General features: G+C 44.7%; 12 protein-coding genes. 3 read left to right on the top strand and 9 right to left on the bottom strand.

All coding sequences use genetic code 11. The annotated features are described in order from the left end of the window. Window positions 1-46: 46 nt before the first annotated feature. From HN980_06930 to HN980_06915, 4 genes are all read right to left on the bottom strand, one after another. Window positions 47-301, bottom strand: coding sequence for a hypothetical protein (locus tag HN980_06930; GenBank protein MBT6929205.1), 255 nt, complete (start codon window positions 299-301; stop codon window positions 47-49). A 4-nt stretch (window positions 302-305) separates the two neighbouring features. After that, window positions 306-467 (bottom strand): rubredoxin, encoded by a 162-nt coding sequence (locus HN980_06925; GenBank protein MBT6929204.1) that lies wholly within the window; start codon window positions 465-467, stop codon window positions 306-308. 5 nt (window positions 468-472) lie between these two features. Continuing rightward, window positions 473-1,645, bottom strand: a complete 1,173-nt coding sequence (locus tag HN980_06920) for an FprA family A-type flavoprotein (GenBank protein MBT6929203.1) — start codon at window positions 1,643-1,645, stop codon at window positions 473-475. 61 nt (window positions 1,646-1,706) lie between these two features. Next, window positions 1,707-2,141: an Rrf2 family transcriptional regulator gene (locus tag HN980_06915; GenBank protein MBT6929202.1), complete on the bottom strand. Its 435-nt coding sequence runs from the start codon at window positions 2,139-2,141 to the stop codon at window positions 1,707-1,709. 289 nt (window positions 2,142-2,430) lie between these two features. Here HN980_06915 and HN980_06910 point away from each other — a divergent pair, with 289 nt between their 5' ends. After that, complete coding sequence (locus tag HN980_06910; GenBank protein MBT6929201.1) at window positions 2,431-3,720, top strand: hypothetical protein; 1,290 nt, start codon at window positions 2,431-2,433, stop codon at window positions 3,718-3,720. A gap of 112 nt (window positions 3,721-3,832) precedes the next feature. Further along, window positions 3,833-4,231 carry a hypothetical protein gene (locus HN980_06905; GenBank protein ID MBT6929200.1) on the top strand — a complete coding sequence of 133 codons (399 nt, stop codon included), beginning with the start codon at window positions 3,833-3,835 and terminating at the stop codon, window positions 4,229-4,231. 194 nt (window positions 4,232-4,425) lie between these two features. On the opposite strand, the gene HN980_06900 is transcribed toward HN980_06905, so the two are convergent. Next, entirely contained in the window at window positions 4,426-6,243 is a 1,818-nt protein-coding gene (locus tag HN980_06900) for a hypothetical protein (protein ID MBT6929199.1), read from the bottom strand. Window positions 6,244-6,256: 13 nt separating this feature from the next. Continuing rightward, window positions 6,257-6,877, bottom strand: a complete 621-nt coding sequence (locus HN980_06895) for a hypothetical protein (GenBank protein MBT6929198.1) — start codon at window positions 6,875-6,877, stop codon at window positions 6,257-6,259. Between the two features lie 123 nt (window positions 6,878-7,000). On the opposite strand from HN980_06895, the gene HN980_06890 reads away from it, so the two are divergent. Beyond that, a complete protein-coding gene (locus HN980_06890) occupies window positions 7,001-8,386 on the top strand; it encodes a sodium:solute symporter family protein (GenBank protein ID MBT6929197.1) in 1,386 nt (461 codons plus the stop codon). A gap of 2 nt (window positions 8,387-8,388) precedes the next feature. Here the strand turns inward: HN980_06890 and HN980_06885 are convergent, their stop codons facing one another. The 3 genes from HN980_06885 to HN980_06875 form a co-directional block, all read right to left on the bottom strand. Beyond that, on the bottom strand, window positions 8,389-8,817 hold the full coding sequence (locus HN980_06885) for a hypothetical protein (protein MBT6929196.1): 429 nt from the start codon (window positions 8,815-8,817) through the stop codon (window positions 8,389-8,391). Window position 8,818: 1 nt separating this feature from the next. Beyond that, on the bottom strand, window positions 8,819-10,870 hold the full coding sequence (locus HN980_06880) for a hypothetical protein (GenBank protein ID MBT6929195.1): 2,052 nt from the start codon (window positions 10,868-10,870) through the stop codon (window positions 8,819-8,821). A 2-nt stretch (window positions 10,871-10,872) separates the two neighbouring features. Further along, the coding region (locus tag HN980_06875) for a hypothetical protein (GenBank protein MBT6929194.1) at window positions 10,873-12,804 on the bottom strand (1,932 nt) is incomplete at its 5' end.

The following is a 12,804-nucleotide window of genomic DNA, read 5'->3' as shown; positions in this document are numbered from 1 at the left end:
CTTGGAGAGGGCAGGGTCCCTCTCCAAAAGTAAGATTGGCTTAGGCTTAAAGAGAGAGTTCGACGAGTTTTGTTGTGACGCCATCGAGGAGTTCGAGTTTTCGTGAGAGCTCATCTTTTTTATCTTTATCGCCGACGAGTTCTAGTATGATGAGTCCGCTTTCGGAGCAGTCGTCCAAGACGCCGTCGTGGATGCCAAGGCGTGTCTTTATAAGGCATCCCCAGTCGGTGAGGATTGTCTGTACTGTCGACGCTGCTTCTTTTCTTTTGTCGACCATTATGGTCAATAGTGTTTTTTCCATGGTATTACTCCTGTATTTCGAAGAATTCTTTGCCGACGAAACATTCCGGGCATACCCACTCGTCGGGGATCGACTCGAAAGGTGTGCCTTTTGGGACGTCATTGTCGGGGTCGCCGATTTCAGGGTCGTAGATATATTGACATACTGTGCATATATATTTTTTCATGGTATTTACTCCTGTAATAGGGTTGATGCTTGTTGTTTGAAGGCCTCGAGATCTTCGTCGCCAGGGACGTATTGTATCTTTAAACCTTTTATAGGGACTTCACAGCCGCACTCTTTGAGGACGGCTTCGATCTGTTGTATACTCTGCCCGCCCCAGCCATACGATCCGAAGGCTATAGCTTTACGAGGGGTCTTTGGGGATAGACCTTTGAGGTATGTAAGGAATCCTGCCATCGTCGGTAGCATGCCGTTGTTTAGCGTAGGAGATCCTACACAGATATATTTTGCGGCGAGGACGTCGGTCATGACATCGGAAATGTGGGTGTCGGTGAGATTGTAGACAGTATAGGAGATATCGTTTTCTTCGAAGAGCTTAGCAAGGACTTCTGCCATATGTTTCGTCGACTGCCACATCGTGTCATATACTATTACAGCGCGCTCTTCGAGAGCGTCCGACGCCCACTTCTTGTATAGGCCTACGATGTCGGCGACATGATCTTTCCAGACGATGCCATGACTCGGAGCTATTATTTCGATAGGAAGCCCTGAGAGGTCGTCTAGGAGCTTGGAAACCGGGGAGCCGAAAGGCATGACGATGTTGGAATAATACTTTGCAGCCTCTCTTTCGACGATGTCCCATGAGACGTCGACATCGAAACGTTCCGAGGTGGCGATATGCTGACCGAAGGCGTCATTGGGAAGAAGTAGCTTGTCTTCGGGGATATATGTCACCATAGAATCAGGCCAGTGGACCATTGGCGCCAAAGTGAACTGCAGGGTGCGCTTTCCTAGAGAAAGGGAATCGCCGCTATTGACAACATGAGTAGGCCATTCTTTTTTATAATGATGTTTAAGGCCTTTTTTTCCGTTGGGAGACGTCACGACGGTAGCGTTTTTCGCTATAGACATAACATGAGGAAGAGCACCAGAATGGTCCATCTCGACGTGGTTGACGACGACATAGTCGATGGCGGCAGGGTCGACGATAGCAGACACCCGCTCAAGAAGTTCGTCGGCGAAAGGAGCCTTTACTGTGTCAACGAGGGTGATCTTATCATCGACGATAAGGTACGCATTATATGTAGAACCTCGCTGCGTACGATATCCGTGAAAATTCCTCAAATCCCAGTCGATAGCACCTACCCAGTAGATGCCAGGAACGATTTCTATTGTATCCATTGTATAGTCCTCAAAGAAACGATATATATCAGATATGCTTATTTTTTATCTAAATTTTTTTCTATGTTATGCTCTGTGGTATTTCCAATCTTTTTGTTGTAATGTCATGTAAAGTGTTAGTTTTTAAATAGTCCTCGATAATGTGTGATACCGTAGGAATAAGATCGCCAAGGATGCATTTTTTGCTATTGCAAACAGGCTTATCAAAAAGACAGCGAGAACATGAAAGAGGACCATCGATAGATTCATAAACTATAGCCAGAGAAACATCTACAGGGGAATGCGATAAAAGAAAACCACCAGAAGGACCACTGATGGAATTTACTAACCCTGACTTCGAAAGGCGTTGTAATATCTTGGCAAGGTGAACACTCGATGCCGATAAAGTATTGGCTAGATCAGAAATAGAACGACGACGCAAAGGCTCTTCAGCAAGTAATACCATAACATGGAGCGCTAACGCCGCCGCCTTTGAAAACCCTAATACCTGTTTCATAACTTCCCCCTCCTATATCTTATTAAGGACCCTGAATACCACAAAGGAAGAATAACATCAATAGTTCTTTAAAAAAAATACGTTATAGCGTAATACATAGTGTAACATTACTGAGGTTACGCGCTAATCTTGCTTTAGTGGCATAGCGAAAGGGATGAAATGCAAGTATTCCGACGAGCCAAGCTCAGATAGAGCTGGGCGAGGAGGAATGCGTAGAAGAGCGCCCTTGCAGCACGCCAATAAAGTGAGAGTAGCGCGTAAGGTCAGTAACAGTATCGAGGTAGTGGGCTTGCGACGTTTTGTCATATATAGCATAATATTTTTATCTTCAGCGTGTTGTAGCCTGCACTCGGAAGATAACAAGCCGTTCGTCATCAATGTCAACTCTCCATCGTTAAATGCTACTTCCGAGCTGCGTTTCGACCTCTTTGGCGATATCATAGAGAAATTTTCTAATCCTCGTGACAAAGACTTCGAGAATATGGGGCTGTCGTTTCTCGGAGATATCAAAACCATAACTGTCGAAGATATGCTCAATGGTTTCGACTCTGATATTAGCGATCTTATCCTTTCTCTTGACTTTCGTGGCCTTGAGATGTCGATAACATACCCTAATGTTTCAGGCAATACGGTGATCCTTGGGATACCAACTCTAGGTATAAATAAGACCTTTTCCGAGGCTTCACGGACGGCGAGCTTCACCGCCCTCGGCGATTATCTCGCCAATGACAACAATAATATCTTCAATGACATCATGAAGAAACTCGCACATTTTTCCCCTATAGACCCCTTCGCAGGGAATCCTTCGAGTATAATGTCTAAGATGGTCGCCCACGACTATACCATCGCCAGAAAACACCCACAAAACATCGACGAAGAGCTCGCCGAAGGAAACCGTAACTTTTTCGGCTTCGAAACGTCGCGTGGCGAGTATTACGTCGGACGCTTTGAAGAGAGCACCTATACAGTATTAGGGTCGTGGACAAGGCTTCTCAAAGGAAATTATCTTAAAAAAGTCATCGTCGAGGTTCCAGTACATATTTCTAGCGTAGGAAAAGCTAAATCTTATGCGGCGAGCTTCGCCGGAGCACTAACAATAGCGAAGACAGAAAAATGGAACATCACACCAGTAGTGCGCGTTGGTGGTGGTGGCTCGTCAGACCTCGCCGGCGGTGGAGTTGCAGCGTCGGGGTCTGTCGTCAGCGACTACAGATTCGAAAGGGGCTCGTGGACGGTCTTCTTCCATAATATGGCAGGGTGCTACTCGTCATTCCCCGTGACATTAGGGGAGGTGGATCTCAACCCCGAGATAATCTTCTGCGGATTTAAAAACGGGATATCATTCCAGCACGACATAACAATACGAAGAAGGAAGCTCATCGGTGATCTATCACTAGCCTTGACGAACTTCATAGGGTCGCCGCTATATTCGCAATACTACCTCGAAGCTGGAGGCTCCCTGCAGCTAGCACCCAACAGCAAACGACGCTTTGTCAAAAATGGCAAAGTCTTCGTCGATATTCTCACCGGCGACAACAGCATCCATGGCTATAAGGTCGGGATCTCCTGCGATTTCTAGGAATCTGTTGACAGTAAAGCCTTAACTACTTATATTATATGAAAATTTTATATGGAAATTAGATATGTCTATTTTCGTTATAAATAAAATAATCATTAAAAGGAGTTTTGATATGGAAATGGAAAAAGATATAAAAAGATTTGAAGCTGCAATAACTAACATATTAAATCAATATGAAAATCAAGAAGAAGGGATAGAAGCAGCATTAACATATGTTCAAAACAGGGCAGAAGAAGTTTCTAAGAAAATAGATGACAAAGCTAAAAACATTTTGCCTTATGGAACAAGGATTGCTTCATATCCTTCTGGAGCGGCAAATTTTGTTGCCAAAAAAATTAGAGATTTGCCATTAGAACGGCGTCGGCATTCATGGATGTCACGTTTAAACGGCATTAAAACACCATGTTCTTGGGCGCCATCGAGAACAACATATTTAAAACCTCGAGATTTTCAAGAACAAGCTAGTCAATATTATTTAATACCGCCTTTTGCGGGAACAATTACTGAGTAGCGTTTTTAGTGCCATATAAACTGCAGGGGCTTAACCCTCTGTAGTTTATGTAAATTTTATATGGGATTCTGCAGAAGACCTCGCTCCGCCACCGCAACTAGAGTTAGCACCAAGAGACAGAGATACTGATGGTATGGCTGTTACTGCCACTATTCAAGACGTCTCTGATCTTTATGCTCGTGGTGGTCGAAGCCTTATTCATGGCTAACATCAGCAATAGCGCCATCTTCAACATCTGAAGAATATCCTTGGAATATAGTGTCGATGGCATCGTCGACAGCGGCGATGTTGTCGGTAATCCATTGGTGTGCCTTCATCGCTTCGCCATACGTCTTCGTTATATTTAAAGAAGGATTTTCACTCAAAATATCATATAAAGCATTGGCATAGCGGTATTCTTTGGCGCTGTCGCCAGCAATAGCAAGGTCTCGAGCGTTATTGCGCAAGACTGCTAATTGTTTCGGCGAAGCCTTGTCACGGCGGCTTAGCTGCGCTACGACGTCGAAGGCCGGACTCCACGACGAAAGGTCTTTCCATGCTATGGTGTCAGAATATATATCATCGTCGTGGGCGATGGTATAGTCCCACTCTTCTGTAGAAAGATCTACGAAGGTCTCAATAAGATGCTCCGAAAGCTCGAGAGCATGGGCCCAATGTTCTTTGTTCTCAAGGATAAGACCACCGATGGCATTATTTTTACTGGCGTATAACATCCCCAAAGTATATAGAGAACGCTCTGGAGTGACGTCGGTGGCGACGCTCTTGGAATATAGCGGCAGCAAGACATTGTTTCTGACGTTGGCGGTGAAGTTTTCAGCAACATCAACATCTGCGCCAGGGAAGAACTTCGGAAGCAGAAGCATATACGGGTCGAAGGAAAATCTGTGGGCATAGTCGCTGATGCTTGCGATGTCATGGCCGCCAGGACGTAAAGAGTGGTATTCTTCGAACTTCGCCAAAGAACGTGTCACATCATTGTAGTGTTCTTTCTCATGGAAATACACCACGCTGAGGTATACCATGCCGCATATCGCCACCATACCACCGAGAAGTTGGTGTTTCAAAAGCGAGAAGTCCGACGTCTTGTCATTCCTGACGTCGACAGCAGAAGCAGCGAAAGGGTTGCTGTGTGACATCGGCATCGTCGTTGAAACAAGATGCATCTCGTCGACTTCAGGAGCGATAGAAAGGGCGTCTTTCTTCTGAAGAGCTTTTAGGAAAGGACACAACGCCGCAAGCTTGGCAGGCGCTTCTTTGAAGAAGGTGATGATCTTATTGTATTCGTCGGCGGTCATAGTGATAAGGGCTAATGGAAGATATCTCTCATATTCTTCGATGGCACTTCTTAGGTTGGCGACAGAGAGATTCTTCTCGACAGGGATTGTGAAGCATATATGATTTTTCTTAAGGAATGCAGAGAACTCTTCATAGCCGGTGATGGTGTCCATCTTGGTGATGGCAAGGCGTGCCGTCGCTGGTGACTTGGAAAGAAGAGAGACAATATTAAGTTTGCCGCGAAGCATATGAGCCTGTTTGGTGAGAGCTTTGTCGTCAGCATCAGCAAGAGTCTCGGCGTTTATTGTCATCAGCACCATAGGCTGGCGGTTTTGAAGGAAAGGCTTCCACACCTTCTTTAGCGCAGCGCGGGTGTCGAGAGACCTGTCGCCAAGGACGTCGCCAGACATCTCATAAGAAAGCTCTCTGGCGCCGACGAAGAGCTGTAACGCCTCGTCGGTGGTGTGTTCTGTAGGAAACTGGTCTTCTTGCCACGACAGGTCAGTGAAAGAGCGTATCAACGACGTCTTTCCACTAGAACGCTCGCCCATGACGATAAAAGGACGGTAATGCATGACGGGATACCGTAGTTCTCGAGGTATAGCACGCATAAATGCGCGCCACGTCTTAGCAAAAGAATCTTTCGTAGTAAAATTTACATCTCCATCATCGTCGTCGATATTCGTAGGATTCTTCTTGGTAAAAAGAGAGATTTTTTCTTTTATCAATGACATCATAATATTGCCCCTTCTATACTATCGATAGGATGTAAAATGTTGTGTATGTCGCAGCGACAAAACCACTAGCACACGCATAGTATACGAAGATAGGCTTGCAAGAAAACACCTCTTCGGAATCTTTTTCTTCTTCGTCATAAATGGTGTTGTCGACAGCAGGGACGACGAGCTTGGCATGGATGATCTTCTTATAGCTTTCGATCCTCTTGGCATTGCGAGAATGTCGACCCTTGTATCCGCTGCTAAGACAGAAATAAAACGCCTCATAGACGATAGAAGGTACGCCACTCTTATGGAGGATCTCATCGAGAGTGTCGTAGAAAACTTCGTCGCCATCAGTGATATCGAAAAGCTCCTCCTGAAGAAGAGGGGAGCCGTCACATTTGTTCTTGGGGACCTTGGCAAGCATAAGCTCGTCGATATATAAGACGATAGGAAGCATGACAAGATGCTTGTCGCGAGCCGACAGGTCGTTGGCGAGATGGACCTTCAACGCCTCAATGTCTTTGACGATACCAGAACGAAGAGAAGTATAGTCGCCGTGATGTTCCCTGTCTTCGGAGATAAAATCCGTCCATAATATCTCGATATCACCGAAAAATTGGTGTATCGAGGACCATAAATTGTTTTTCATAGAAAACACTCCATAAAACTATAATTACATATTATATACCTTATAGTGGAAAGAAGACTTTTCATGTAAAGATAAAAATACATTATGATATACTGTTTTCCTTCATAACAGTTATCAAGCTATATGCCTATACTATACCTTCACAATATCGATAAACTCGTTGTCACCATATATTTCGTCGTCGTCTGGGCGATAGGAGTACGGGCAAGAGAGAAAAAAAAACCTTCTGCAGAGAGCTACATCCTAGCAGGAAGGACGCTGACGCTTCCTGCCTTCGTCGCCACCTTAGTAGCAACATGGTATGGCGGCGTCCTCGGCATCGGAGAATTCTGCTACCGCTATGGCATCTCGTCATGGATAATAATGGGAGTGCCATACTACCTCTTCGCAATAATATACGCGTTCGTCCTCGCAGAAAAGGTCAGAGCCAAAGAAAACCTCACCATACCAGAAAGACTGTACGACCACTATGGTAAAGCTACAGGCTTCGTCGGAAGCATCCTTATCTTCCTGCATGCCATCCCCGCAGCAAAAGTCCTTATGCTCGGAGTACTTATACAGCTAATCTTCGGCATCCCCATGATAGCAGCAACGACAATAGGAGCTTTCTTCTCAGTAGTATATATCTTCGCCGGAGGATTCAAAAGCGTTGTGAAAACGGATAAAATACAGTTCGTACTTATGATGGTAAGCTTCGCACTGATATTGCCTTACGCAATACACTACACCGGTGGCTTCGAAATACTGAAAACTAAGCTGCCAAGCGAGAACCTTACAATAACAGGGACACATACCATAGGATATATGTCGGTGTGGTTCTGCTTCGCACTGTGGACGCTTATAGCACCGTCATTCCACCAAAGATGCTCCGCAGCAAAAACACCGAAAATAGCAAAAAAAGGGATCCTTATATCAGTAGTATGCTGGATATTTCTCGATGCACTAATGACAGCAACAGGGCTATACGCACGAGCCCTCCTGCCAAATATCGACCCAATACTAGCATACCCAATGCTTGCACAAAAAGTCCTGCCACCATTAGTAAAAGGAGTCTTCTTCGCAGGATTCTTCGCATTCATAATGTCTACCATCGATAGCAGCTTCCATATCGTAGCAACGACCTTCTCCCACGATATTATCAGACCACGCAAGAAGGGCGTGTTAACATTCAGAATAGGACTAATAATCGCTGCCACAGCCGCCGTCATCATCGCCACACTATTACCTTCTGTCATAACGATATGGTATGTCGTCTACACCATCTCAATACCCGCACTCTTCCTCCCAATAATAACTTCATACTTCCCAAAATACTGCCTAAAGCCCATGCCTACTCTTGCTGTCATGCTCAGCGGCGGACTACTCTCACTGTCGTGGATAATATGCGGATGGCTTTATGGCACCGTATCTGCTCCGATATATTTCTATAACATAGAGCCGCTATACCCTGGACTTATCGTCTCTACTGTGTTGTACATATTTTTTGTCTTACTGCCATCAGAACGATGACGCTATGCATCTTTCACGAAGTTGAACATGCTTTTGTATGTGGCGTATGTGGCTCCTATGGCGACGCCTATCCCTGAAGACACAGCATAAGAGCTGGGAACCGATATTATCATCGCAGCATACGCCAAAGACATCACGATCTGGGCTTTTTCTACGAGGTAGAATGAGATCCTTTTGGCGGGTTTGAGCACTTTTGAATAGCTGAGGTCGATCTTAGCGACGACATAGCGTGTTATTATCAAAGATGCCGTCAGGCTCGCCAAGGGGGGGAACAACATCGCAGCAAATTTCGCCGTTGCTAAGGTGGCGACGATGGAAGTTAAAGTAGCTTTTTCTTTCACGATACTTTTCAGAAGCAAAACATTGTCTCTTTTTATTTCGTCATCACGAATAAAAGCATTAGGCATTACACCGTTCGCTGCACCAGTCATGTCATTCTCCCTCGCATAGGTTGAAATGTTCGCGGATTTTTTCAACAAACACCTCTCGCGTCTGTGTTGCACTGTAAACGTTATGTCTATGAAAAAAGTCTTCTGTCAGCATCATTGACAAGTCATCAAAACTTGTCGGTGGCGTTCTTTCTAGTTCTTCGGTCATGCGCGCCAAAAACAATTCGATTTGTGACTCTTTGACAAGCAAAAGCTCTTGTCTGACGATGTTCGTCACCACCGTCTCGGAGATTTTCTCCGGCAGGTTCGAGATCATCCCGCCACCGTGATATTCGCTGTGCAAAGATTTCATGACTTCTTCTTTAATATTTACGGTTTTGAGCAGACATTTTTTTTCATAATCGCTTTCTAATGTTTCGAGGATGACTTTTTTTGTTGCCTTGACATTCTCGATGAAAGAACGGACGCTTCCTTTCATTCTATCAGCACTTTTTTGGTCGTGTAGGGTGCTAATCACCTCGAACTCAACATTAAAGGACTTATTTTCGATTGCTGCTTCAAAAGCACCGTGGAACAAAGTCTTTATCGACTTTTTCTTTATAGGCTGGTCGTGCATCTTTGTCGGCTTCATCAGCCTCAAAAAAACATATTTGTTGCCGCTGCAGGCCTGCCACAAAGCTTTTTCCATGGCGATATAATCGAGGCCTTCCATTTCGAGGGCGCCGAATTTAACCTTATCGCCGTCGATAGTAAAACGACCCTCCAGCATATCTTCAGGCATCTTGCCTTTCTGTAGGCATAATTTCACCACAGGGTCTATCGCTTCGATGCGGCTGTGATCTTTGTCACTGAAATTACACGTTGTTGCATCCCAAGAGATATCTCCCAGACGCTCTCCAAGCTTTTCGTACACTATCATTCCGTCGCGGCAGTATTTTACTTCGGGAGTAAGGACTTCCTCCCAGCTGTTCAGGTATTTTCTTTTGAAGATAGAAGCTTCTAAAAAATTGTTTAAAAACACCTTTACGCTGCCGAAGTCGTCGCCTTCCAAAGAAAACTCACGGTATGGCTGTTCTGCGTCATCAAAAGTACACTTTTCGCCAAGGATGTATTCTTCGCTACCACAGGTGATGGTGTGTCCTTCTTCTAGAGCGCTAGCCCACGAATAATGCTCTTTATCGCGCTCTGACAGCACCTTGCATCCACGGTCGCGTAAAGCCAACGCCAAGTTAAAAGCATAGACATCGCTATTGCATTGTTCTTCAAATAGCTCCAGAGAGTCCAGCAAATTTTTATGTGTTATCTCTGGCTTGCCGTTCAAATTTTTAACAAACCGTTTTAATAATCTTTTTTCTGCTATGTTGAGACGTTTTCCTTGGCTCAGCCGCACCAAAGAATGTATTGGCCATATCGACGGAAACTCTAGCCGCGGATGCGGATGTCCTGTGATATGCGACCATCTGCGGTCATAAAGTTTCAAAGCTTCACGCGCCGCACTTACTTTATCGACGACGTCTGTTACAGAGTGAGATTGAGGATCACAAGTTTTTTCTATGGCCTTCAAAACTTTTTCGATAGTTTCGTCCGATTCGTCAAAGATCCATCTGATATTGCGAATTCCAAGCAATTTATATTTCGTAGCTTGGATTAATTGCTGGCGGTCATGGAAGAAACATTGGAAGCAATGCTCTGTCACATGTGTCACTATGCAGCTTTGTTTCCAGAGGGCGTTATACAATCCCTTGAGAAGCAAATCTTTATACTCTTCTTCGAGACGGGCGTTGTGTAATTTTATGCCAACACCGACTTTTCCGGAAACCCATCTGCCTGCACTTCTAATTTTTTTACTTTTGGCCGAAATTCTTCCCGCATGATCGCGTATCACATGAAAAGCTTTTGCCAGAAAAAATCTTCTACGTTCGATTTCTGCAAAAGGGTTCTCATCACGGCTGTTAAGCACGATGTCTTTCACTGTATTAAAAACATCTCGTGCCATGCGATTATTTGTAACAGGGTCGTCAAGGTCTGTAACACCAATTTCAAAGATTTTTACACCTTCATCGGAATATGTTTTATCACCAATTTCTAAAAGCATGCTTATTGCTCCCCAATAATTTCAGATATCCGCGGAATAAAATCAGACACAATTTGCTCGGCATTACGAATGTCATAACTCTGAAAAAGCTCTTCGCTAAGGAGCTGTGGTGCGTCATCTTCTGATGCGCTGTTGTCTATTATAGTCCGCGCCAAAGCTTCTACTTCCGTCTTTAGGACAAGTAAATGTCTTGTTTCTACAATGATGCCAATGATAATATCTTTGATTCCGGGTGGAAAAACGGCGACAGCTTCAGAATCGCAATAAGTCATTATGATAAGCCTGCTGCAAAGATTTGTTAGCTCTTTTTTGTCGAAGCATTTTTTGTCGAAGCAATATTTCTCGGTAATGTAAGAGATGATATCGCTTTTTAACGTTTTAGCTTCTTCGGAAAACCTTAAAAGATTTTCTTTGATTTTTGGGTTTCTAAGAAGGCCAACAGTCTTGTTGAAAGAAAGATCATTGCCGAACAACACTGCTTCCAAGGCATCCTTATATATCGATCCTATCGTTTGGTTTTTTATAAGGAACTTTGATATTTCCATCTTTTCCATAGCTCTGTCGAAGACTCCTCCATGGCCTTGAGATAGGTCATACAAGGTACGCTCGGCTTCAAGAGGACAATACTTTGTAAGTCTCAGCTCAGAGAATACGACACTTTTTTTGTCTGAAGAAATATGCGCCGTGTCAGCCATATTAGTAATCATGACGCCATGATCTCTAAGCAGCAACATGGTCGTTATCAGGCTACGCAGTATCTTTAGGTCTTGGGCGGTATGGCCAACATATTCTCCTTGCCACGGTATGCTTTTGGCTGGAAGGCCCTCTCTTTTTTGTACGACGATGCTGCGTCCTATCCGTTCCATAGGCATGACAAGAGGCTGTAACCATGCTGGCAGGCATTTGTGAAACTCTATGGCATAGCATAGGGAGTCTAGTCTTTGGTGACAGTAAAGTCCGAAGACAAGGTTGTTGCCGCTTTCTGCTACGAATGTCTTAAAAGCATATGGCATGTCGACGACAATGTCTGTCGCCACAGAAAGAGTATAATCTGTTCCGTTGTATGTTATGTTGTCTCCTACGCTCAAATTTTGTATCCACGCAAGATGGGTGGGGTCTTGAGATGCAACGATGTCGCGAAGAGCTTCTTCGTGTTCTGCCGACGCCAGCTTCGGAGGCAGCATCCTTCTTCCGACGGCGGTAGCCATTTTCGGTGGCGGAGCTCCAGTCTTTAAGGCGTCGTAGCAACGCAATAAAGTCCGAAGGGTTTCGTCGACAACATGTTCTTCCCGACTTCCTTGGATGGTAGACCCTATCTCTGCCGTACGGCAAAAGTTGCTGAAGGCTTCTTCTGGAGGCGACATGTCGAGCGTCATGGGCTCCGGCTCTTGGCCTTTGTCGCTTGGTTTTATTATGTTGACGTTTAGTCGAAATTGTTCGTAGCGATCGAAAGCTTCTTTTGCCTTCTCAAGATATTGTGAAGAACGTTGTTGTTCGCTGCCGAACGTGCTTTCCAGCGCCGAAAACACCGCGCGTGTATTATCAAAATAAAGATCCTTAAAAACATTCTCGGCTTTGCGCATAGTATGTTTTAACTTGACGGACAACAAGAAACGTTTCCATATCCTTTGCTTAGGAGAACGTACATACTTATCGTAAGAATTGAGCCTTGCGTCCATCTGACGAAAAAGGTCGACACCAGTGTTATAAGTTTTTTTGAGAGTCGCATTGAAAACATTATCCTGAAAGTTTCGTGACCTCGTGATAAAGGCCGACAAACCATAGAAAACACGCCATATGCGGCCGCCAATACTGTCTTTCCTGACAAGAGAGTGCCAAGGTGTGGCGTAAAGCTTTTCGGAAAAGCTTTCATCCTCCTGTTCTTCGACAGCACGACGCAGCGCTAAGATGTTAGCATTAAAAGAGACGGTCAT

The sequence above is a fragment of the Waddliaceae bacterium genome (genome assembly GCA_018694295.1).
Lineage (GTDB): Bacteria > Chlamydiota > Chlamydiia > Chlamydiales > JABHNK01 > JABHNK01.
This window is presented reverse-complemented; position numbering and strand designations above follow the sequence as displayed.

What these genes read in the sequence shown, in the direction of transcription:
- HN980_06895 (MBT6929198.1), bottom strand. Translation starts at nt 6,877, where the DNA reads ATGAAAAACAATTTATGGTCCTCGATACACCAATTTTTCGGTGATATC.
- HN980_06905 (MBT6929200.1), top strand. Translation starts at nt 3,833, where the DNA reads ATGGAAATGGAAAAAGATATAAAAAGATTTGAAGCTGCAATAACTAAC.
- HN980_06915 (MBT6929202.1), bottom strand. Translation starts at nt 2,141, where the DNA reads ATGAAACAGGTATTAGGGTTTTCAAAGGCGGCGGCGTTAGCGCTCCAT.
- HN980_06900 (MBT6929199.1), bottom strand. Translation starts at nt 6,243, where the DNA reads ATGATGTCATTGATAAAAGAAAAAATCTCTCTTTTTACCAAGAAGAAT.
- HN980_06890 (MBT6929197.1), top strand. Translation starts at nt 7,001, where the DNA reads ATGCCTATACTATACCTTCACAATATCGATAAACTCGTTGTCACCATA.
- HN980_06920 (MBT6929203.1), bottom strand. Translation starts at nt 1,645, where the DNA reads ATGGATACAATAGAAATCGTTCCTGGCATCTACTGGGTAGGTGCTATC.
- HN980_06925 (MBT6929204.1), bottom strand. Translation starts at nt 467, where the DNA reads ATGAAAAAATATATATGCACAGTATGTCAATATATCTACGACCCTGAA.
- HN980_06930 (MBT6929205.1), bottom strand. Translation starts at nt 301, where the DNA reads ATGGAAAAAACACTATTGACCATAATGGTCGACAAAAGAAAAGAAGCA.
- HN980_06885 (MBT6929196.1), bottom strand. Translation starts at nt 8,817, where the DNA reads ATGACTGGTGCAGCGAACGGTGTAATGCCTAATGCTTTTATTCGTGAT.
- HN980_06880 (MBT6929195.1), bottom strand. Translation starts at nt 10,870, where the DNA reads ATGCTTTTAGAAATTGGTGATAAAACATATTCCGATGAAGGTGTAAAA.